The following is a 19,784-nucleotide window of genomic DNA, read 5'->3' on the forward strand; positions in this document are numbered from 1 at the left end:
ACAAGCGGCCCCGGCATGCGTAAACCGTCCGACCTTGCTGGCCCCTGGTTTGCCACCCGTGGCTGGAAGCCCTTCGCCTTTCAGAAGCGCGTGTGGGCCGCCGTCGCCCGCGGCGAATCCGGGTTGCTGCATGCCAGCACCGGCGCCGGCAAAACCTATGCCCTGTGGCTGGCCGCGCTGCAACACCTCCATGCCCAGGACACGCCACGCGCCAAGCACCCGGCACCGCTGCAAGTGCTGTGGATCACCCCCATGCGCGCCCTGGCCGCCGATACCGCGCGGGCCTTGCAGGCGCCACTGGACGCGTTGCAGATTCACTGGAGCCTGGGCGTGCGCAGCGGCGACACCTCCAGCGCCGAGCGTGCCCGCCAGAGCCGGCGCCTGCCCAGTGCCCTGATCACCACCCCCGAAAGCCTGACCCTGCTGCTGACCCGCGATGCGGCGCAGAGCGAGTTCGCCAGCCTGCGCCTGGTGGTGGTGGACGAATGGCACGAGCTGCTCGGCAACAAGCGCGGTGTACAACTGCAACTGGCCCTGGCGCGCCTGCGCCGCTGGCACCCGGGCCTGATCGTATGGGGCATCTCGGCCACCCTGGGTAACCTGGAGCATGCCCGCGACGTGCTGCTGCCCGAGGGCGGTTGCCTGGTGCAAGGCCGCCAGGACAAGCGCATCGAGGTCGATACCCTGCTGCCAGAAGCCATCGAGCGCTTCCCCTGGGCCGGGCACATGGGGCTCAAGATGCTCGCGCAGGTGCGCGATGAGGTGGCGCGCAGCAGCAGTTGCCTGGTGTTCACCAACACCCGCGCCCAGGCCGAGCTGTGGTATCAGGCGCTGCTGGAGGCGCGCCCCGACTGGGCCGGCATCATTGCCCTGCATCACGCCTCGCTGGCCCGCGAAACCCGCAACTGGGTCGAGCAGAGCCTGAAACAGGGCCAGCTCAAGGCAGTGGTATGTACCTCAAGCCTAGACCTGGGGGTGGATTTTCTGCCCGTCGAACGGGTGTTGCAGATCGGCTCGGCCAAGGGCGTGGCGCGTCTGATGCAGCGCGCCGGACGCTCGGGGCACGCGCCGGGCCGCCCTTCGCGGGTGACCCTGGTACCGACCCACAGCCTGGAGCTGGTGGAGGCCGCCGCCGCCCGCGAGGCCGTTGCAGCACACCAGATAGAGGCAAGGCGCTCTCCGGCGCTGTGCATGGATGTGCTGGTGCAGCACCTGGTGAGCATGGCCCTGGGGGCCGGGTTTCGCCCCGCGCAACTGCTCGAGGAAGTGCGCAGCACCTGGGCTTATCGGCACCTGCGCGACGAACAGTGGCAATGGGCGCTGGAATTCGTGCGCAACGGTGGTGCCTCGCTGGGCGCCTACCCTGACTATCACCGGGTCATCGAAGCCCCGGACGGGGTATGGCGGGTGGCCAACGCGCGCCTGGCGCGTCGCCACCGCATGGGCATCGGCACCATCGTCAGCGATGCGAGTATCCAGCTGAAGTTCTGGAGCAAGGGAGGCGGCGGGCGCAACCTGGGCAGTGTCGAGGAAGCCTTCGTTGCCCGCCTGCGCCCGGGCGATGCCTTCCTGTTCGCCGGGCGCACGCTGGAGTTGATGCGCATCGACAACATGACCGCCTATGTGCGTCGCAGCACCGCACGCAAACCTGCCGTACCACGCTGGAACGGCGGGCGCATGCCGCTTTCCAGCGAGCTGGCCAGGGCCGTGGTCGAGCAGCTCGACAGCGCCGCGCACGGTCGCTACCACGGGCCGGCCATGCAGGCGGTCAAGCCATTGCTGGAGCTGCAGCGGCGCTGGTCGGTGATCCCCACCCACGACATGCTGCTGGCCGAGACCTGGACCTCGCGTCAGGGCTGCCATCTGTTTCTCTATCCATTTGCCGGGCGCACCACCCACCTTGGGCTGGCCAGCCTGCTGGCGTGGCGCTACAGCCGCAGCCAGCCGGCGAGTTTCTCGATTGCGGTGAACGACTATGGCCTGGAACTGCTGTGCCCTGGCGAAGTGCCGTGGGCGGCCATGCTGCCGGACCTGCTGAGCCCCGATGAACTGCTCGAGGACGTGCTGGCCAGCCTGAATGCCGGCGAAATGGCCATGCGCCGTTTTCGCGAAATTGCGCAGATCTCCGGGCTGGTGTTCGGCGGTTATCCCGGCTCGCACAAGAGCACCCGGCAGATCCAGGCGTCCAGCGGCCTGTTCTTCGAGGTGTTCCGCCAGCACGACGCGGGCAACCTGCTGCTGGGCCAGGCCCGTGACGAGGTGCTGAACGCAGAGCTTGAGATCGACCGCCTGGCGCAGGTACTGAGCCGGCTGGGCGGTTTGCGCCTGCATCTGCAGCCGCTTGCGCGCCCGGGCCCGCTGGCCTTTCCGCTGCTGGTGGAAGGCATGCGCGAAACCCTGAGCACGGAAAAGCTCGCCGACCGCATCGCCCGCATGGTCGCCGACCTGGAAAAGGCCGCGAGCCGGGAGCGCTGAATGAGTCACTGCCTGAACATCGACGTACACGGCGAGCAGCTCTGGCTGCTGGGGGACAAGGCGCTGTACTGGCCGGCGCGCAGGGTGATGCTGGTGGCCGATGTGCATATCGGCAAGGCGGCGGCATTTCGCGCCCAGCACCTGCCCGTGCCCCGCGGCACCACGCAATCGACCCTGCAACGCCTGGACCGGCTGCTGACCAGCTACCCATGCGAAGAGCTGATCGTGCTGGGCGACTTTCTGCACGCACGCACCGGTCGCGCCGCGGCCACGCTGGAACGCGTGCGGCAATGGCGGGAACGGCACGCCCGGCTGAAGATCACGCTGATACGCGGCAACCACGACCTGCATGCCGGCGACCCGCCCGAGGGGCTGCGCATCGATGTGCTGGACGGCCCGCTGCTGCTGGGGCCGTTCGCCTTGCAGCACGAGCCCGAGCCCCATCCCACGCACCTGGTGCTGGCCGGCCACGTACACCCGGTGTATGTGCTGCGGGGGCGCGCGCGGCAACGCCTGCGCCTGCCCTGCTTCGTGATCGGCGAACGGCTCGGCCTGCTGCCGGCCTTCGGGGACTTCACCGGCGGCTGGGCAGTGCAGCCTCAGCCGGGTGAGCGCGTGTACCTGACGGCAGACGCGCAGGTATGGCCGGTCAAGCCCTAGGCTCAGGCAACCGGTGCCGGTGGCGGTTCATCAGGGAGTGTGGGTTCACCCGGTTCCATCGGCGGGTTATCGCCTGGCTGCGCCGGCGACGGGGTGTCCGGGCCAGGCTGGCCGGGGACGCCACCGGCCTGCATCAGTGGCGGCTGCGCAAGCAATGACCAGGCCACCAGCCCGATCTGATTGGGCTGCAGCACGGCAAGTTTGGCGCTGATTGAGGGGTCGAGTTTCATAGGCGGCTCCTGAGCGAAGTCCGACACGCCTCCTGGCGTGCCGGGACGGTTCATCTGCTTGGAGTGCCTTGCCGGCGAGTAATTCCCTCGCTTCGTCGGCTCAGGTGCGCGGCAGGGTCACACCGCGCTGGCCCTGGTACTTGCCGCCGCGGTCCTTATAGGACACTTCGCACTCTTCGTCGGACTCCAGGAACAGCATCTGCGCCACGCCTTCGTTGGCGTAGATCTTGGCCGGCAGGGTGGTGGTGTTGGAGAACTCCAGGGTCACGTGGCCTTCCCACTCCGGCTCGAGCGGGGTGACGTTGACGATGATGCCGCAACGGGCATAAGTGCTCTTGCCCAGGCAGATGGTCAGCACGTTGCGCGGGATGCGGAAGTACTCGACGGTGCGCGCCAGGGCGAAAGAGTTGGGCGGGATGATGCACACGTCGCTCTTGACGTCGACGAAGCTGCCGGCGTCGAAGTTTTTCGGATCGACGGTGGCCGAATTGATGTTGGTGAACACCTTGAACTCGTCGGCGCAGCGCACGTCGTAGCCGTAGCTGGAGACGCCGAAGGAGATCAGCCGGTTGTCGCTTTCGCCGCGTACCTGACGCTCGACGAAGGGCTCGATCATGCCGTGTTCCTGCGCCATGCGGCGAATCCACTTGTCCGATTTGATGCTCATGGCGGGTGTCCTGAAATAGCGTGGTGAAGAAATTCTGTGGGGCATCTTACCGGGCCCGGCGCCGGGTTCAAAGTTCCGTGCGGTGTTGGCGGCAAGATCCGCGTCATACGGGGCCTGCGCGGGGTATCGCGGCGCCGTCAGTCTTGAATTGCACGAAAGCTGAACAAGACCATTGGCACGTTCTGGAAAAAGGGTTATGGTGACGCCACTGTGCTGCACGTGTCACTGAGAATCTCTACCTGATGCAAGATCTCGATCAACCCATCTTCATGAATTTTCTGCCTCTTTGCACTCAGTCTCGGCCAGGGCGTTTCCTGAGCCGTAATTAACTTTGTCCAAGGAGACAGACCATGTCCAATCGCCAAACCGGTACCGTTAAGTGGTTCAACGATGAAAAAGGCTTCGGCTTCATCACCCCACAATCCGGTGACGACCTGTTCGTACACTTCAAAGCCATTCAAGCTGACGGCTTCAAAAGCCTGAAAGAAGGCCAGCAGGTCTCTTTCGTCGCTACCCGCGGCCAGAAAGGCATGCAAGCTGAAGAAGTACAAGTTATCTAACTTGCGCTTCACTGCTTGAAAAAAGCCCTGCCCTCACCGGCGGGGCTTTTTTTTGCCTTGCCGGTGGGCCTGCCCGTAGGAGCCGGCGTTGCCGGCGAAGGCAACACCGCAGTACCTGCCTGGTGATGCAGTGGGCCCTTCGCCGACAACGCCGGCTCCTACACAGGCGAGGGTGTCGACTCAGTCTTCGCTGATGGTGATATTGGGCATCGCCGGCGCCGCCGCTTCCTGCAGCACGATACGCGCCCCCACCTGCCGTGCCAGTTCCTGGTACACCATGGCAATCTGGCTTTCAGGCTCGGCAATCGCGGTCGGCTTGCCGCTGTCGGCCTGCTCGCGAATCAGCATCGACAGGGGCAGCGAAGCCAGCAGCTCCACACCGTACTGCGCCGCCAGCTTCTCGCCACCACCTTCACCGAACAGGTGCTCGGCATGCCCGCAGTTCGAGCAGATATGCACGGCCATGTTCTCGACCACGCCCAGCACCGGGATATTCACCTTGCGGAACATCTCCACCCCCTTTTTCGCGTCCAGCAGCGCAAGGTCCTGCGGCGTGGTCACGATCACCGAACCGGCCACCGGCACCTTCTGCGCCAGGGTCAGCTGGATGTCGCCGGTGCCCGGCGGCATGTCGATCACCAGGTAGTCGAGGTTGTCCCAGGCGGTCTGGGTCACCAGTTGCAGCAACGCACCGGAGACCATCGGGCCACGCCATACCATCGGCGTGTTGTCGTCGGTGAGAAACGCCATCGACATGACTTCCACGCCATGCGCACGCAACGGTACGAACCACTTCTGGTCGCGGATCTGCGGCCGGGTCCCTTCGGCGATACCGAACATCACGCCCTGGCTGGGGCCATAGATGTCGGCATCCAGGATACCCACCCGCGCCCCTTCACGGGCCAGGGCCAGGGCCAGGTTGGCGGCAGTGGTGGACTTGCCCACACCGCCCTTGCCCGAGGCCACGGCCACGATGTTCTTGACGTTGGCCAGGCCCGGAATCTGCGCCTGGGCCTTGTGCGCGGCGATCACACAGGTGATCTCGACCTGTGCCGAGGCCACGCCCTCGATCCCCTCGACGGCGGTCTGCAGCACCTGGGCCCAACCGTTCTTGAACAGGCCGGCGGCATAGCCCAGCTCCAGGGCCACGCTGACCCGGTCGCCCTGGATATCGATGCTGCGCACACACCCGGCGCTGACCGGGTCCTGGTTCAGGTAAGGGTCGGTGTATTGGCGAAGGACGGTTTCAACCGCTGCGCGAGTGACGGCGCTCATGGAGACTCCCGATAAAAGACTGAATGAAACAGGTCGCTATGCTAACCCGTGAAACAACGGCAGATACGTCCATGGGGTGAAATATATTTCCCATCGTTTTATAGTGGCCGATCACCGTTCATACCCTGTAGCCGAAAGTAGCCGAGCCCCCATGTCCGAGCCACGCCAGATTCTCGTCACCAGCGCCCTGCCCTATGCCAACGGGTCGATCCACCTTGGCCACATGCTCGAGTACGTTCAGACAGACATGTGGGTGCGCTTCCAGAAGTACCGCGGCAACCAGTGCACCTACGTGTGCGCCGACGACGCGCACGGTTCGGCGATCATGCTGCGCGCCGAGAAAGAAGGCATTACCCCCGAGCAACTGATCGCGAACGTGCAGGCCGAGCACTGCGGCGACTTTGCCGACTTTCTGGTGGAGTTCGACAACTACCATTCGACCCACGCCGACGAAAACCGCGAGCTGTCGAGCCAGATCTACCTGAAACTGCGTGACGCCGGGCATATCGCCACGCGCTCGGTCACCCAGTATTTCGACCCCGACAAGCAGATGTTCCTGGCCGACCGCTTCATCAAGGGCACCTGCCCCAAATGCGCGGCCGACGACCAGTATGGCGACAACTGCGAAAAATGCGGCGCCACCTACGCGCCGACCGAACTGAAGAACCCCAAGTCGGCGATCTCCGGCGCCACCCCGGTGCTCAGGGACTCCCAGCACTTCTTCTTCAAGCTGCCCGACTTCCAGGCCATGCTGCAGCAGTGGACCCGCAGCGGCACACTGCAGGACGCCGTGGCCAACAAGTTGGCCGAATGGCTGGATTCCGGCCTGCAGGAATGGGACATCTCCCGTGATGCGCCGTACTTCGGCTTCGAGATCCCGGGCGAGCCGGGCAAGTACTTCTATGTGTGGCTGGACGCGCCGATCGGCTACATGGCCAGCTTCAAGAACCTGTGCGACCGCACGCCGGAACTGGACTTCGACGCCTACTGGAAAAAAGACTCCAGCGCCGAGCTGTACCACTTCATCGGCAAGGACATCGTCAACTTCCACGCGCTGTTCTGGCCGGCCATGCTCGAAGGCGCCGGCTACCGCAAGCCGACCGCAATCAACGTGCACGGCTACCTGACGGTCAACGGCCAGAAGATGTCCAAGTCCCGTGGCACCTTCATCAAGGCGCGCACCTACCTCGACCACCTGTCGCCGGAATACCTGCGCTACTACTACGCGGCCAAGCTGGGCCGTGGCGTGGATGACCTGGACCTGAACCTGGAAGACTTCGTGCAGAAGGTCAACTCGGACCTGATCGGCAAGGTGGTCAACATCGCCAGCCGCTGCGCAGGGTTCATCCACAAGGGTAACGGCGGCGTGATGGTGGCCGGCGACGCCGCACCGGAGCTGACCGAGGCCTTCCTGGCTGCGGCACCGGGTATCGCCGACGCCTACGAAGGCCGCGACTTCGCCCGTGCGATGCGCGAAATCATGGGCCTGGCCGACCGCGCCAACGCCTGGATCGCCGACAAGGCCCCGTGGTCGCTGGCCAAGCAGGAAGGCAAGCAGGACGAAGTGCAGGCCGTGTGCGCCCAGGGCATCAACCTGTTCCGCCAGCTGGTGATCTTCCTCAAGCCGGTGCTGCCGCAACTGGCCAGCGATGCCGAGGCGTTCCTGAACGTCGCGCCGCTGACCTGGAACGACCACCAGAGCCGTCTCGAGAACCACCAGCTGAACCCGTTCAAGGCATTGATGACCCGCATCGACCCGGTCAAGGTGCAAGCCATGGTCGACGCTTCCAAGCAGGACCTGGCCGCCAGCCAGACCAGCGTGGTCACCGGCAACGGCGAACTGACCAAGGACCCGCTGTCGGCCGAGATCGACTTCGACACCTTTGCCGCCGTCGACCTGCGGGTAGCGCTGATTCTCAAGGCCGAAGCCGTGGAAGGGGCCGACAAGCTGCTGCGACTGACCCTGGACATCGGTGACGAGCAGCGCAACGTGTTCTCCGGCATCAAGTCCGCCTACCCGGACCCGAGCAAGCTGGAAGGTCGTCTGACCATGATGATCGCCAACCTCAAGCCACGCAAAATGCGCTTTGGCGTGAGCGAGGGGATGGTCATGGCCGCAGGCCCTGGCGGCGAGGAGATCTACCTGCTCAGCCCTGACAGCGGCGCCAAGCCGGGTCAGCGCATCAAGTAAGTGCCACGCCCCGACCCTGACCGGCCGGGGCGTTCTAATTGCACCGTGATTGCCGGATAATGGCGCACAGCCTCTTGCCTGTGGCGCGCCCATGACCGAATTGCTCCTTACCCTTATCAGCGCTGCGCTGGTCAACAACCTCGTGTTGCACCAGGCCCTCGCGCTCGACCCGCTGCTGCAGCCCGTCGAGCCGGCGTCACGTCGCCGGGTGCATGCACTGGGGTTGGCGACGCTGGTGCTGATGGTGCTGGCGGTCGTACCCGGGCAGTTGCTTTACCGCTACGGATTGCGCCCGCTGCAACTGGAGTACCTGCGCCTGTTCGTGTTCCTGCCGCTGTGCGTTCTGCTGGCAGCGCCGGTGCTGAACCGGTTGCAACGCCAACTGCCACACTGGCCGTTCACCGGCCTCAAACCCTTGCTGCTGGGCAATGCCGCCGTCCTGGGCCTTGCCCTGCAAGCCAGCGATGCCACGCTCGACCCGTTCGCCACCCTGGCCCTGAGCCTGGGCGGCGGCCTGGGCTTCTGGCTGGCGCTGTGCCTGTTCGACGACCTGCGCCAACGCAGCGACGCGGCCCCCGTGGCCTTGCGCGGCCTGCCCATCGAGCTGATCGGCGCAGGGATCATGGCCCTGGCCTTTCTCGGTTTCAACGGACTGTTCACCTCATGAGCCTGATTCAACGCATCGACGCCCTGCTGCCCCAGACCCAATGCGGCAAGTGCGGTCATGCCGGCTGCCAGCCTTACGCCCAGGGGCTGGCGGCGGGCGAGGCGATCAACAAGTGCCCACCCGGCGGCAGCGAGACCATTGCCGCACTGGCAGCACTGCTGCAGGTGCCGGTGATTGCCCTGGATACCGACCGCGGCAGTGCGCCCGCCCAGGTCGCCTTCATTCGCGAGGCCGAATGTATCGGTTGCACCAAATGCATCCAGGCCTGCCCGGTGGACGCCATCGTCGGCGCCGCCAAGCTGATGCACACAGTCATCAGCGCCGAATGCACCGGCTGCGACCTGTGCGTGGCGCCTTGCCCGGTCGACTGCATCGACCTGCTGCCACTGCCTGCCGACAGCCCTATCGTGCCGATCGTCGGCGGCCTGGCGCACACCCGGCCACAGCAGCTCGCCCGCGCCGCCCGGCGCAGCCATGCACGCCACCGCTTCGAGCAGCGTGCCCAGCGCCTGCAACGCGAAGAGGCGCGCAAGCAGGCCGAACGCATCGCGCGCAGCCAGCGGCCCGCCCCGAACGCGGCGGCTGCGGTGCCGGCCGACGACCCGATCAAGGCCGCGATTGCGCGGGTGCAGGCGCAAAAGGCTGCAGCCGCCGATGCGGCGCTGAAAAAGGCCAAAATTGCCGCGGCCATGAGTCGCGCCCAGCTGACCAAGGCGCGCACAGCCTTTGGCGACTCGCCAAGCCCGGCGCAGCAAGCGCAACTGGCTGACCTGCAGCAAGCGCAGCAACAGGCCCAGGCTCACCTGGAATCACTGCTGGCGGTAAGCGATGCTGCCCGCGCCTGACCCGGGCGAACGCCTGCGCGCCAGCCTGCGCCTGGTGCTGCTGGCGTGCCTGCCCGGCTTGCTGGCACTGACCTGGCTGCACGGTTGGGGCACCCTGCTCAACCTGCTGCTGACCACCACCGCGGCGCTGGCGACCGAAGCGGTGCTGCTGCGCGCCCAGCGCCGCCCGGTGCGTGCTGCACTGGGCGATGGCAGCGCCCTGGTCAGCGCCACGCTGCTGGCCATCGCCCTGCCCGCCTACCTCGCCTGGTGGGTGCCGGTGATTGCCAGCGCAAGCGCCCTGGCCCTGGGCAAGCATGTGTACGGCGGGCTTGGCAAGAATCCGTTCAACCCGGCCATGCTCGGCTATGCCGTGGCCCTGGTCAGCTTTCCGGCCCAGATGACCCAGTGGCCCGGGCCGCAACCGCTGGACCTGGGCACCAGCCTCGAAGCGGTGTTCGGCTTGGCCGTCCGACCCGACGCCTGGGCCCAGGCGACGGTGCTGGATGTGGTGCGCCACAACCAGAGCCTGACCATCGAAGAACTGTTCGGCCAGCACCCGGCCTTCGGCCGATTCGCCGGCGCAGGCAGCGAGTGGGTCGCCCTGGCCTTCCTGGCCGGTGGCCTGTTGTTGCTGCAGCGCAAGGTGTTCAGCTGGCATGCCCCGGTGGCCATGCTGGGCAGCCTGTTCATCATGAGCCTGCTGGGCTGGAACGGCTCGGGCTCCGACTCCAATGGCTCGCCGCTGTTTCACCTGCTGGCCGGCTCCAGCCTGTTCGTCGCGTTCTTCATCGTCACCGAACCGGTCAGCGGCCCCAGGGCGGCCAGCGCACGCCTGCTGTTCGGCGCCGGGGTGGGCGTGCTGGTCTATGTAATCCGTACCTGGGGTAGCTACCCCGACGGCAGCGCGTTCGCCGTGCTGCTGATGAACCTGTGCGTGCCGGCGCTCGAACGCTGGGCCGCGCGGCGCCAAGGGCAGCCGGCATGACCCCCCGGGCGCGTGCAGTGCTGCTGGTGGCGGCCGTGGCGTGCCTGGCCATCGGCTGCGCCATTGGCTGGGCGCAGTTGAACGCCGCGCGTATCAGCCAGGCTGAAGTGCAGCTCAAGGCCAGGAGCCTGCTGATCGTGCTGCCGGCAGAGCGCTACGACAACCAGCCGCTGCAACGCCCCCTCGTACTGCCCGCACCGAGCCTGGCCCATAGCACCCTGCTGGCCGGCTACCGCGCGACCCTGCTCGGCCAGCCCAGCGCCGTGGTGCTGCACAGCCGGGTTCAGGGCTATGCGGGGCCACTGGACCTGCTGATCGCCATCGACAGCCACGGCCGCCTGCTGGCCACCCGGGTGCTGCAGCACCAGGAAACGCCAGGGCTTGGCGGCAAGCTGAGTGAACCGGGCAACACCTGGCTACGCGGGTTCGAGGGCCGCACGCTGGCGGACACCCCCGATCCGGCCTGGGCCCTCAAGCGCGATGCCGGCCAGTTCGACCAGCTGGCCGGCGCCAGCGTGACCTCCCGCGCAGTGATCCAGGCGGTGCACGATGCCCTGCGCTACTTCGACGAACACTCCCACTATCTGCTGGGTACCGGTGAACATGAATAGCCGCAGCCTGCTCATCCTCAGCCTGGCCCCGATGCTGGGCGCCAGCCAGACCCTGGCCCAGGCCGCAGCGCTGGCGTTGTTCAGCCTGTTGAGCCTGTGCCTGCACCGGTTGTGCATGACGCCCTTGCGCCCGCTGCTGCAAGGGCTGCAGACCACGCTGGTCAGCGTGCTGCTGGCGGCGATGCTGGTGACCTGCCTGGAGCTGAGCCTGCGCGCCTGGGCCCTGGGGGTTCACGCGCAACTGGGCATCTACCCGGGGCTGATCGCACTGCAATGCGTGCTGCTGGAACAGTGCTTCGAGCGCCATCGCGGCGTCGCGCAAGGCCTGCTGGTGGTCATCGGCTTGTGTACAGTGCACCTGCTGCTGGGCCTGTGCCGCGAACTGCTGGGCTCTGCCGGGCTGCGCCTGGCCCAACTGACCCCGGGCGCACTGATCCTGCTGGGCCTGCTACTGGCCATTTTCAACCGGGTGCGGCGCAAGCCGGCCCCCTCTAGCCGTCAAGGAAGCCTCTGAGCCCATGAATGCTGCCAAACGCCTGGAAATCTTTCGCAGGCTGCACGAAGACAATCCGGACCCGAAGACCGAGCTGGCCTACACCACCCCCTTCGAACTGCTGATCGCGGTCATCCTCTCGGCGCAATCCACCGACGTGGGGGTCAACAAGGCCACTGCACGCCTGTACCCGGTGGCCAACACGCCCCAGGCCATCTACGACCTGGGCGTTGAAGGGTTGTCCAGCTACATCAAGACCATCGGCCTGTACAACAGCAAGGCCAAGAACGTCATCGAAACCTGTCGCCTGCTGATCGAGCGCCACGGCGGCGAAGTGCCGCAAACCCGCGAAGCCCTCGAAGCGTTGCCCGGGGTGGGCAGAAAGACGGCCAACGTGGTGCTCAACACCGCATTTCGCCAGCCGACCATGGCGGTGGACACGCATATCTTCCGGGTCAGCAACCGCACCCGTATCGCCCCCGGCAAGACGGTGCTGGAGGTGGAAAAGGCATTGATGAAGTTTGTGCCCAAGGACTATCTGCTGGACGCGCACCACTGGCTGATACTGCATGGGCGCTATGTATGCCAGGCGCGCAAGCCACGCTGTGGAAGCTGCCGTATCGAGGACCTTTGCGAGTACCCGCAAAAAACCTCCGACGATTGAACAAATAGTTGAATCGGTTGCGCACGATTGAAAAAATCTTTTTTACCGGCTCTGAAAATATCGCTATAAGGTGCGCCAATAGCCCTCTTGGCATGGAGTGACTTATGAGCACCGATAACGAAGAGCTGGATATCGACGTCGAGCCGGACACGGCAGACGAACAGGAAACGGAAAGCCCGCCCGAAACGGCGAAGACCAACCTCAGCAAGCGTCGCACCATCGACAACATGCTGGAAGAACGCCGCCTGCAAAAGCAGTTGGCCGATTACGACTTCGATCTTTGACGGCCCACTTCAGGTCGCGGGCGGGCCGTCTCTAGCGCATGCATGGGCCAGGCAGTCGCCCTGGCAAGGTCTGGTTCACACCAGGCCGTTACGCTGGGCCAATTCGATAAGGTCCACCAGGGAGCGCGCATTGAGCTTGAGCAACAGGCGCGTCTTGTAGGTACTCACCGTCTTGTTGCTCAGAAACATGCCGTCGGCAATCTCCTTGTTGGTCTTGCCGCGTGCCAGTTGCTGCAGCACCATCATCTCCCGCCCCGACAGACGTTCGACCATATCCGCTTCGCTGGAACCGCCAAGGTTCGAACGCACCGAGTGCAGGGCCTGGTTGGGGAAGTAGCTGTAACCGGAGAGGACCGCCTTGATGGCGCTGAGCAGCTCGGTAAGGTCCTGCTGCTTGCAGACATAACCCGCGGCGCCCGCCTGCATGCACCGCATCGAAAAATGCCCAGGTGCCTGTGAGGTCAGCACCAGTACCTTTATGTTCACGTCATTGGAGGTCAACCTTGCGATGACCTCCAGCCCATCGAGCTTGGGCATGCCGATATCCAGTATCACGATATCGGGCAGGTGTTTCTTGACCAGCTGCAGCGCGTCCACTCCGTTGTCGGTCTCTGCGACAACTTCATAGCCATGCCGCTCCATCAGCATGCGTACAGCCAGGCGAATGACCGGATGATCATCCACGATCAGCACTTTATTCATGGGCAAAATCCAATTTTCGCTGTTCGATTTTTTGAGCCCGCACAATAGCCTAGTCAACCGGCATAGTGCATTGCAGCTTCCTTGACAGTTGCACGACAAGACCAGACCTACCTAAATAGAAGATTATTCCTACAAAACTTCCTGATAGCAGGCGTTAAGCAGAAACAATCATTGGGTCGTTCGAGGCGTGCATGCAGTGCGAACAAACACTAACACCGCACTCTCGCCACGTTCCATATGACAACGCTCGCCCGCACGCAGGAAATATCCGTGATATTTGACTAACCCGGGTATCAATCCTGTCACGGCGTTTTATCGCGTCGAAGTTGCACCGAAGTATTTCCTGAGGACGATCCATAACCCCCTGAACACCGAAGTACCCAGGCCGCATAGTGGTTCCAAAAACAATGCGAACCCTGACCCTTGCGCCCACGAAACAGCGCTCACGCCGAGCAGCAGGCACGTACATGAGCAACGTCGAACCGAAAAGCCCACTGACGATCATTGCTATTTTCGCGGGTATCATCGAAGCCTCTGCGTTGGCCTCACTGCCCTTTCTTGGCGAAGACAGCCAGGGTATCTACACGTGGTTTCTGGTGGGCTTTCCACCCTTTCTGACAATCCTGTTTTTCCTGACGCTCAACTTCAACAGCAAGACGCTGTATTGCCCGGAGTACAACGAGGACACGCCTGAAGTTCCGGATGAACCCAAAGACTGGCCAACTTCAGAACAACGTGAAAGTCACCTGCCGCCTGCCCGTTCTGCCTTTGCACAATTGACCACACAAGCCCCACCCCTGGGTTGCGACGCCATGGCACCCGCTATCTCGACCATCGTCATTTCCGGTGCACACAGCACATCGCTGATCGAATACCTTGTCACTCAGGCCATCACGCAACAGCCCAGGCTGGGCACGCTGGTCATCCACAACCTTGAAACCGGCACGCAGACCACACTGACCACCCATGCCCTGGGCGCCGAGCTACCGTAATGAAGGCATAAAAAAACCCGGCCTCAGGCCGGGTTCCTTTCGTTCAAGCGCCCCTCACACCAGTGAGCGGCCCTTGTTCGCGGCAATGCGCAGGCGCAGTGCGTTGAGCTTGATGAAGCCCGCCGCGTCGGCCTGGTTGTAGGCGCCGCCGTCTTCTTCGAAGGTGGCGATGTTGGCATCGAACAGCGAATCGTCAGACTTGCGACCGGTGACGATGACGTTGCCCTTGTACAGCTTCAGGCGAACCACACCGTTCACGTTCAACTGCGAAGCATCGATCATCTGTTGCAGCATCAGACGCTCAGGGCTCCACCAGTAGCCGGTGTAGATCAGGCTGGCGTACTTGGCCATCAGCTCATCCTTGAGGTGAGCCACTTCGCGGTCCAGGGTGATGGACTCGATCGCACGGTGCGCGCGCAGCATGATGGTGCCGCCCGGGGTTTCGTAGCAGCCACGGGACTTCATGCCCACATAGCGGTTCTCGACGATGTCCAGGCGACCGATGCCGTTCTCGCCGCCGATGCGGTTCAGGGTGGCCAGGACGGTGGCCGGAGTCATCTCGACGCCGTCCAGCGCCACGACGTCGCCGTTGCGGTAGGTCAGTTCCAGGTAGGTCGGAACGTCAGGGGCGTTTTCTGGCGACTTGGTCCAGCGCCACATGTCTTCTTCGTGCTCGGTCCAGGTATCCTCCAGCACGCCGCCCTCGTAGGAGATGTGCAGCAGGTTGGCGTCCATCGAGTACGGCGACTTCTTCTTGCCGTGACGCTCGATCGGGATACCGTGCTTCTCGGCGTAGTCCATCAGCTTCTCGCGCGAGAGCAGGTCCCACTCGCGCCATGGGGCGATGACCTTGACGCCTGGCTTGAGCGCGTAGGCACCCAGCTCGAAACGCACCTGGTCGTTGCCCTTGCCGGTGGCGCCATGGGAAATGGCGTCGGCGCCGGTTTCGTTGGCGATCTCGATCAGGCGCTTGGCGATCAGCGGACGTGCGATGGAAGTACCCAGCAGGTACTCGCCTTCGTAGACGGTGTTGGCGCGGAACATCGGGAACACGAAATCGCGGACGAATTCTTCTCGCAGGTCATCGATGTAGATCTCTTTGACACCCATGGCCTGAGCCTTGGCGCGGGCCGGTTCGACCTCCTCGCCCTGCCCCAGATCGGCGGTGAACGTCACCACTTCACAGTTGTAGGTATCTTGCAGCCACTTGAGAATCACCGAAGTATCAAGGCCGCCGGAATACGCCAGTACGACCTTTTTTACGTCCGCCATGCCATCACTCCACGGGTTGTACGGAAAGCCGGTGATTCTACCGGCCTTACCGCAGAATTTACAGTGGGGCGACAGCTTGTGACGACAAAGCGACAGAAATTGTCGTCGGCGCGACCGGCGGTCGCACCGTCGAATCAGGCGGCGGGTTTGCCTGCCTGGGCGGCCGGCGTCTGCGTGGGTGCCGGCGCAGGCGGGGTCGCTGCCGGTTCGGCAGGCTTGTGCGGGGCAACCTCTGCGGGCTTCTCGACCGGGGTGACGCGGTCGAGCTGGATGTTCACCCGGCGGTTGCGTGCCCGATTGGCGGCATTGGTATTGGCCGCCAGCGGATAGCGCTCGCCATGAAAGCGCACGGTGATCTGCTCTTCGGGGATGCCATGGGCCTTGAGGTAGTCCTGCACCGCCAGGGCGCGGCGACGCGAGAGGTCACGGTTGGTCAGGCGGTTGCCGCTGTTGTCGGAGTGGCCATCGAGCTCGATGTGGTTGACCGTGGGGTCGGCCTTGAGGAAGTCGATGATCACGTCCAGGCGGGCACGTGCATCGGCATCCAGATCGATACCTCCGCCCGGAAAGCCCACGCGTGCCTGGCGCACCTGGTCATAGTTCATCGGCAGCAGCTTGGCCGCACAGGCCTGGTAGTCACCGTAGGCACGGTTGAACTTCACCGGCAGCACGCGCACTTCCATGCTGCGCCCGGCTTCGCCGGTGTAGTTGCGCACCACGGTGCTGCGCCCGTCCAGCAGGCCATTGATGAGCCGGCTGGCCTGGCCCTGGGAGCTGTTGAACAGCACGCCGCTGCGCGCCATGCGCACCGCGCCCAGGTTGATGTCGCCACGCCCGGGCTGCCACGGTGCGGCGGCGGCCAGCAGGGTCGCGGAGCCGGCGCCCAGCACATTGCTGGTGGAGCGCAGCTGGAAGGTGGCCTGCTCGCCCGCGCGGCGCACGAACTCGCCGCTGCCGAAATCGGCGATCGGCTGGATCAGCCGGCATTCGAACTGATCGCCCTCGACCTTCCACTCGACGTTCTCCACGCGAGTCTGGAAGGTGAGTGCCACGGCCGGCAGGCTGGCAAACATACTGAGCAGGGCTAGGTAACGCTGGCGCACGGGCGGCTCCACAAATTTCTTACGGCATACCTGCAAGCTATCGGACGCCCTGCGCAAAACTTGATAGCGAGTGCTCGGATCGGGCTTTTCCGGTAGCATTCACCGGGAGTTCGAACCGCCTGGAATCCCCAATGTCCGACCGCCTGACCCTCCTGCGTCCCGACGACTGGCACATCCATCTTCGCGATGGCGCTGTATTGCCCCATACCGTCGGCGACGTGGCGCGCACCTTTGCCCGCGCCATCATCATGCCCAACCTGGTACCGCCGGTACGCAACACTGCCGAAGCCGACGCCTATCGCCAGCGCATCCTGGCCGCCCGCCCTGCCGGCAGCCGCTTCGAACCGCTGATGGTGCTGTACCTCACCGACCGCACCCAGCCCGAGGACATTCGCGCGGCCAAGGCCAGCGGATTCGTGCATGCCGCCAAGATGTACCCGGCCGGCGCGACCACCAACTCGGACTCCGGCGTGACCAGCGTCGACAAGATTTTCCCGGTGCTCGAAGCCATGGCCGAGGTGGGCATGCCACTTCTGGTGCACGGCGAAGTGACCCGCCCCGAGATCGACGTGTTCGATCGCGAGAAGCTGTTCATCGACGAGCATCTGCGCCGTGTGGTCGAGCGCTTCCCCACGCTCAAAGTGGTGTTCGAGCACATCACCACTGCCGAAGCCGTGCAGTTCGTCAACGAGGCCCCGGCCAACGTCGGCGCGACCATCACCGCCCAGCACCTGCTGTACAACCGCAACCACATGCTGGTGGGCGGTATTCGCCCGCACTTCTACTGCCTGCCGATCCTCAAGCGCAACACCCACCAGGTGGCTCTGCTCGACGCAGCCACCAGCGGTAGCAGCAAGTTCTTCCTCGGCACCGATTCGGCGCCCCACGCCCAGCATGCCAAGGAAGCCGCCTGCGGCTGTGCCGGCTGCTACACCGCGTTCGCCGCCATCGAGTTGTACGCCGAGGCGTTCGAACAGCGCAACGCTCTGGACAAGCTGGAAGGTTTCGCCAGCCTGCATGGCCCGGCGTTCTACGGCCTGCCGGCGAACACCGACCACATTACCCTGGTCCGCGAAAGCTGGACCGCCCCAGGCAGCCTGCCGTTCGGCGAGCAGACTGTCATCCCGCTGCGCGCCGGTGAGCAACTGCGCTGGCGCCTGCTGGAGGAGACTGTGTGAGCGACGATTACGAAGACGACCAGGAAGGTCAAGGCGGCGGTTCGCGCCATCCGATGGCAGAGCGCTTTCGCGGCTACCTGCCGGTGGTGGTGGATGTTGAAACCGGTGGTTTCAACTGCGCTACCGATGCACTGCTGGAAATAGCCGCAGTCACCATCGGCATGGACGAAAAGGGCTTCCTGTTCCCGGAGCACACCTATTTCTTCCGCGTCGAACCCTTCGAGGGCGCCAATATCGAACAGGCGGCTCTGGACTTCACCGGCATCAAGCTCGATCACCCGCTGCGCATGGCGGTCAGCGAAGAGTCGGCGCTGACCGACATCTTCCGCGGCGTGCGCAAGGCCCTCAAGGCCAATGGCTGCAAGCGCGCGATCCTGGTGGGGCACAACAGCAGTTTCGACCTGGGCTTCCTCAACGCGGCCGTGGCGCGCCACGACATGAAGCGCAACCCCTTCCACCCGTTCTCCAGCTTCGACACCGCCACCCTGGCTGGCCTGGCCTATGGTCAGACCGTGCTGGCGCGGGCCTGCCAGAGTGCCGACATCGACTTTGACGGGCGGGAGGCACACTCGGCGCGCTACGACACCGAGAAGACGGCCGAGCTGTTCTGCGGCATCGTCAATCGCTGGAAGGAAATGGGCGGCTGGCAGGACTTTCGCGACTGACCGCTTCGCCGGCCGGCGCCTGCAGACGCTACGCGACGCAGGAGCCAGCCTTGCTGGCGAACAGGCATAAAAAAACCGGCCACCAGGGCCGGTTTTTTCATGCGTGGCGCTTACAGCTTGCCAGCATTCTCGCTCAGGTAGGCAGCAACGCCTTCTGGCGAAGCGGTCATGCCCTTGTCGCCTTTTTTCCAGTTGGCAGGGCAGACTTCGCCGTGCTCTTCGTGGAATTGCAGCGCGTCGACCAGACGGATCAGCTCTTCCATGTTGCGGCCCAGCGGCAGGTCGTTGACGATCTGCGAACGGACAACACCCTTGTCGTCGATCAGGAACGCGCCACGGAAGGCCACGCCGCCTTCGGACTCGACGTCGTAGGCCTGGGCGATTTCGTGCTTGAGGTCGGCAGCCATGATGTATTTGACCGGGCCGATACCGCCGGCGTTGATCGGGGTGTTGCGCCAGGCGTTGTGGGTGAAGTGCGAGTCGATCGAAACGGCGATCACTTCAACGTTGCGCGCCTTGAAGTCGTCCATGCGGTGATCCAGGGCGATCAGCTCGGACGGGCAGACGAAGGTGAAGTCCAGTGGGTAGAAGAACACCAGGCCGTACTTGCCCTTGATAGCCGAAGCCAGGTTGAAGCTGTCGACGATCTCGCCGTTGCCCAGTACTGCAGGTACGGTGAAGTCCGGGGCGTTTTTGCCTACGAGCACGCTCATTCGATATCTCCTGATGGTATTGAATGGTTTGCGCAGCCGACCCGCAGGTCCGCTGGCATGACACAAGAACTGCCCATCATACACCGACCGACGCCGTGCGCCGAGCGAATGCCAGCCCACTGCCAGACTGACCGCCGGTCGCTCTGGAACGGGCCTCTGCACAAGGTACTTTGACAAGCATTCTCATTAGCATTAAGCTCCCCGACATCAAGCCTTTACCAGCGATGGTCTCCCTTATGTATGTGTGTCTTTGTGTTGGTGTTACCGACGGACAGATCCGCGATGCGATTTACGAAGGATGCTGCAGCTACAAGGAAGTCCGTGCCGCCACCAACGTGGGCACCCAGTGCGGCAAATGTGCCTGCCTGGCCAAGGAAGTGGTACGTGAAACCCTGACCAAACTGCAGGTCAGCCAGGCCGCCCTGCCTTATCCGGTAGAATTTACCGCAGCCTGAAAACAGCGAATTTGAAGAACCGGACCTCGTGTCCGGTTTTTTTATGCCTGCAATTCAAGTAGTTAGGCTTAAAACGCGGAACACAAACATTCTTATTCCGATTAATTTTCATTTA

The 19,784-nt window shown here is 64.0% G+C and carries 21 protein-coding genes and 1 pseudogene; 15 read left to right on the plus strand and 7 right to left on the minus strand.

Annotated features, from left to right (window positions below):
- Positions 1–15 precede the first annotated feature (15 nt).
- Together LOY33_RS19630 and pdeM are read left to right on the plus strand one after the other, a co-directional pair.
- Positions 16–2,475 carry a ligase-associated DNA damage response DEXH box helicase gene (locus tag LOY33_RS19630; RefSeq protein WP_258659797.1) on the plus strand — a complete coding sequence of 820 codons (2,460 nt, stop codon included), beginning with the start codon at positions 16–18 and terminating at the stop codon, positions 2,473–2,475.
- Positions 2,476–3,135, plus strand: a complete 660-nt coding sequence (gene pdeM / locus LOY33_RS19635; protein WP_258659807.1) for a ligase-associated DNA damage response endonuclease PdeM — start codon at positions 2,476–2,478, stop codon at positions 3,133–3,135. It begins immediately after the preceding gene.
- A 2-nt stretch (positions 3,136–3,137) separates the two neighbouring features.
- Here the strand turns inward: pdeM and LOY33_RS19640 are convergent, their stop codons facing one another.
- Both LOY33_RS19640 and dcd read right to left on the minus strand, forming a co-directional pair.
- A complete protein-coding gene (locus LOY33_RS19640; RefSeq protein ID WP_043861959.1) occupies positions 3,138–3,365 on the minus strand; it encodes a hypothetical protein in 228 nt (75 codons plus the stop codon).
- Between the two features lie 100 nt (positions 3,366–3,465).
- Positions 3,466–4,032 carry a dCTP deaminase gene (gene dcd / locus LOY33_RS19645; RefSeq protein ID WP_028943496.1) on the minus strand — a complete coding sequence of 189 codons (567 nt, stop codon included), beginning with the start codon at positions 4,030–4,032 and terminating at the stop codon, positions 3,466–3,468.
- Between the two features lie 350 nt (positions 4,033–4,382).
- Between dcd and LOY33_RS19650 the strand changes: the two genes are divergently transcribed.
- Complete coding sequence (locus tag LOY33_RS19650; RefSeq protein ID WP_008365925.1) at positions 4,383–4,592, plus strand: cold-shock protein; 210 nt, start codon at positions 4,383–4,385, stop codon at positions 4,590–4,592.
- A 180-nt stretch (positions 4,593–4,772) separates the two neighbouring features.
- On the opposite strand, the gene apbC is transcribed toward LOY33_RS19650, so the two are convergent.
- Complete coding sequence (gene apbC, locus LOY33_RS19655; RefSeq protein WP_058540969.1) at positions 4,773–5,867, minus strand: iron-sulfur cluster carrier protein ApbC; 1,095 nt, start codon at positions 5,865–5,867, stop codon at positions 4,773–4,775.
- A gap of 151 nt (positions 5,868–6,018) precedes the next feature.
- Between apbC and metG the strand changes: the two genes are divergently transcribed.
- The 8 genes and pseudogenes from metG to LOY33_RS19695 all read left to right on the plus strand — a co-directional run bounded on the left by metG (position 6,019) and on the right by LOY33_RS19695 (position 12,589).
- Positions 6,019–8,058 carry a methionine--tRNA ligase gene (gene metG / locus LOY33_RS19660; RefSeq protein WP_043861961.1) on the plus strand — a complete coding sequence of 680 codons (2,040 nt, stop codon included), beginning with the start codon at positions 6,019–6,021 and terminating at the stop codon, positions 8,056–8,058.
- Positions 8,059–8,149: 91 nt separating this feature from the next.
- Positions 8,150–8,725: an Rnf-Nqr domain containing protein gene (locus tag LOY33_RS19665; RefSeq protein ID WP_043861962.1), complete on the plus strand. Its 576-nt coding sequence runs from the start codon at positions 8,150–8,152 to the stop codon at positions 8,723–8,725.
- Positions 8,722–9,537: pseudogene (locus LOY33_RS19670) on the plus strand (RnfABCDGE type electron transport complex subunit B); the annotation flags it as partial. The gene LOY33_RS19665 and the pseudogene LOY33_RS19670, both read left to right, overlap by 4 nt.
- Before the next feature lie 16 nt (positions 9,538–9,553).
- Positions 9,554–10,537 (plus strand): RnfABCDGE type electron transport complex subunit D, encoded by a 984-nt coding sequence (locus LOY33_RS19675; RefSeq protein ID WP_236176558.1) that lies wholly within the window; start codon positions 9,554–9,556, stop codon positions 10,535–10,537.
- Entirely contained in the window at positions 10,534–11,148 is a 615-nt protein-coding gene (locus LOY33_RS19680) for an RnfABCDGE type electron transport complex subunit G (protein WP_258659814.1), read from the plus strand. The genes LOY33_RS19675 and LOY33_RS19680 overlap by 4 nt, the downstream gene beginning before the upstream one ends.
- On the plus strand, positions 11,141–11,662 hold the full coding sequence (locus LOY33_RS19685; protein ID WP_258659817.1) for an Rnf-Nqr domain containing protein: 522 nt from the start codon (positions 11,141–11,143) through the stop codon (positions 11,660–11,662). Before LOY33_RS19680 ends, LOY33_RS19685 begins: the two co-directional genes overlap by 8 nt.
- Positions 11,663–11,666: 4 nt before the next feature.
- Complete coding sequence (nth, locus tag LOY33_RS19690) at positions 11,667–12,305, plus strand: endonuclease III (protein WP_043861967.1); 639 nt, start codon at positions 11,667–11,669, stop codon at positions 12,303–12,305.
- 104 nt (positions 12,306–12,409) lie between these two features.
- Positions 12,410–12,589 carry a PA3496 family putative envelope integrity protein gene (locus LOY33_RS19695; RefSeq protein WP_043861968.1) on the plus strand — a complete coding sequence of 60 codons (180 nt, stop codon included), beginning with the start codon at positions 12,410–12,412 and terminating at the stop codon, positions 12,587–12,589.
- Between the two features lie 75 nt (positions 12,590–12,664).
- Here LOY33_RS19695 and LOY33_RS19700 read toward each other — a convergent pair whose 3' ends face one another.
- The gene (locus tag LOY33_RS19700; protein ID WP_043861969.1) at positions 12,665–13,291 is read right to left on the minus strand and encodes a response regulator transcription factor; all 627 of its coding nucleotides are present in this window, start codon (positions 13,289–13,291) and stop codon (positions 12,665–12,667) included.
- 467 nt (positions 13,292–13,758) lie between these two features.
- On the opposite strand from LOY33_RS19700, the gene LOY33_RS19705 reads away from it, so the two are divergent.
- Entirely contained in the window at positions 13,759–14,283 is a 525-nt protein-coding gene (locus tag LOY33_RS19705; RefSeq protein WP_238596438.1) for a hypothetical protein, read from the plus strand.
- Between the two features lie 54 nt (positions 14,284–14,337).
- Here LOY33_RS19705 and LOY33_RS19710 read toward each other — a convergent pair whose 3' ends face one another.
- Both LOY33_RS19710 and LOY33_RS19715 read right to left on the minus strand, forming a co-directional pair.
- A complete protein-coding gene (locus tag LOY33_RS19710; RefSeq protein ID WP_043861971.1) occupies positions 14,338–15,555 on the minus strand; it encodes an argininosuccinate synthase in 1,218 nt (405 codons plus the stop codon).
- 134 nt (positions 15,556–15,689) lie between these two features.
- Positions 15,690–16,658 carry an OmpA family protein gene (locus LOY33_RS19715; RefSeq protein ID WP_043861972.1) on the minus strand — a complete coding sequence of 323 codons (969 nt, stop codon included), beginning with the start codon at positions 16,656–16,658 and terminating at the stop codon, positions 15,690–15,692.
- Between the two features lie 131 nt (positions 16,659–16,789).
- Here LOY33_RS19715 and pyrC point away from each other — a divergent pair, with 131 nt between their 5' ends.
- Positions 16,790–17,836: a dihydroorotase gene (gene pyrC, locus LOY33_RS19720; protein ID WP_043861973.1), complete on the plus strand. Its 1,047-nt coding sequence runs from the start codon at positions 16,790–16,792 to the stop codon at positions 17,834–17,836.
- Positions 17,837–17,889: 53 nt separating this feature from the next.
- Positions 17,890–18,501: a ribonuclease T gene (gene rnt / locus LOY33_RS19725; RefSeq protein ID WP_173925077.1), complete on the plus strand. Its 612-nt coding sequence runs from the start codon at positions 17,890–17,892 to the stop codon at positions 18,499–18,501.
- A gap of 110 nt (positions 18,502–18,611) precedes the next feature.
- On the opposite strand, the gene LOY33_RS19730 is transcribed toward rnt, so the two are convergent.
- Positions 18,612–19,214 carry a peroxiredoxin gene (locus LOY33_RS19730; RefSeq protein WP_043861975.1) on the minus strand — a complete coding sequence of 201 codons (603 nt, stop codon included), beginning with the start codon at positions 19,212–19,214 and terminating at the stop codon, positions 18,612–18,614.
- A gap of 236 nt (positions 19,215–19,450) precedes the next feature.
- On the opposite strand from LOY33_RS19730, the gene LOY33_RS19735 reads away from it, so the two are divergent.
- Positions 19,451–19,669, plus strand: coding sequence for a bacterioferritin-associated ferredoxin (locus tag LOY33_RS19735; RefSeq protein WP_043861976.1), 219 nt, complete (start codon positions 19,451–19,453; stop codon positions 19,667–19,669).
- The last annotated feature ends 115 nt before the right edge of the window (positions 19,670–19,784 follow it).

It is taken from the genome of Pseudomonas sp. B21-036, assembly GCF_024748925.1.
GTDB lineage: Bacteria > Pseudomonadota > Gammaproteobacteria > Pseudomonadales > Pseudomonadaceae > Aquipseudomonas > Aquipseudomonas palmensis.

Bases quoted from the DNA above. Each gene is read 5' to 3' on its own strand.
- LOY33_RS19630 (WP_258659797.1), top strand. From the start codon at position 16: ATGCGTAAACCGTCCGACCTTGCTGGCCCCTGGTTTGCCACCCGTGGC.
- pdeM (WP_258659807.1), top strand. From the start codon at position 2,476: ATGAGTCACTGCCTGAACATCGACGTACACGGCGAGCAGCTCTGGCTG.
- LOY33_RS19640 (WP_043861959.1), bottom strand. From the start codon at position 3,365: ATGAAACTCGACCCCTCAATCAGCGCCAAACTTGCCGTGCTGCAGCCC.
- dcd (WP_028943496.1), bottom strand. From the start codon at position 4,032: ATGAGCATCAAATCGGACAAGTGGATTCGCCGCATGGCGCAGGAACAC.
- LOY33_RS19650 (WP_008365925.1), top strand. From the start codon at position 4,383: ATGTCCAATCGCCAAACCGGTACCGTTAAGTGGTTCAACGATGAAAAA.
- apbC (WP_058540969.1), bottom strand. From the start codon at position 5,867: ATGAGCGCCGTCACTCGCGCAGCGGTTGAAACCGTCCTTCGCCAATAC.
- metG (WP_043861961.1), top strand. From the start codon at position 6,019: ATGTCCGAGCCACGCCAGATTCTCGTCACCAGCGCCCTGCCCTATGCC.
- LOY33_RS19665 (WP_043861962.1), top strand. From the start codon at position 8,150: ATGACCGAATTGCTCCTTACCCTTATCAGCGCTGCGCTGGTCAACAAC.
- LOY33_RS19675 (WP_236176558.1), top strand. From the start codon at position 9,554: ATGCTGCCCGCGCCTGACCCGGGCGAACGCCTGCGCGCCAGCCTGCGC.
- LOY33_RS19680 (WP_258659814.1), top strand. From the start codon at position 10,534: ATGACCCCCCGGGCGCGTGCAGTGCTGCTGGTGGCGGCCGTGGCGTGC.
- LOY33_RS19685 (WP_258659817.1), top strand. From the start codon at position 11,141: ATGAATAGCCGCAGCCTGCTCATCCTCAGCCTGGCCCCGATGCTGGGC.
- nth (WP_043861967.1), top strand. From the start codon at position 11,667: ATGAATGCTGCCAAACGCCTGGAAATCTTTCGCAGGCTGCACGAAGAC.
- LOY33_RS19695 (WP_043861968.1), top strand. From the start codon at position 12,410: ATGAGCACCGATAACGAAGAGCTGGATATCGACGTCGAGCCGGACACG.
- LOY33_RS19700 (WP_043861969.1), bottom strand. From the start codon at position 13,291: ATGAATAAAGTGCTGATCGTGGATGATCATCCGGTCATTCGCCTGGCT.
- LOY33_RS19705 (WP_238596438.1), top strand. From the start codon at position 13,759: ATGAGCAACGTCGAACCGAAAAGCCCACTGACGATCATTGCTATTTTC.
- LOY33_RS19710 (WP_043861971.1), bottom strand. From the start codon at position 15,555: ATGGCGGACGTAAAAAAGGTCGTACTGGCGTATTCCGGCGGCCTTGAT.
- pyrC (WP_043861973.1), top strand. From the start codon at position 16,790: ATGTCCGACCGCCTGACCCTCCTGCGTCCCGACGACTGGCACATCCAT.
- rnt (WP_173925077.1), top strand. From the start codon at position 17,890: ATGGCAGAGCGCTTTCGCGGCTACCTGCCGGTGGTGGTGGATGTTGAA.
- LOY33_RS19730 (WP_043861975.1), bottom strand. From the start codon at position 19,214: ATGAGCGTGCTCGTAGGCAAAAACGCCCCGGACTTCACCGTACCTGCA.
- LOY33_RS19735 (WP_043861976.1), top strand. From the start codon at position 19,451: ATGTATGTGTGTCTTTGTGTTGGTGTTACCGACGGACAGATCCGCGAT.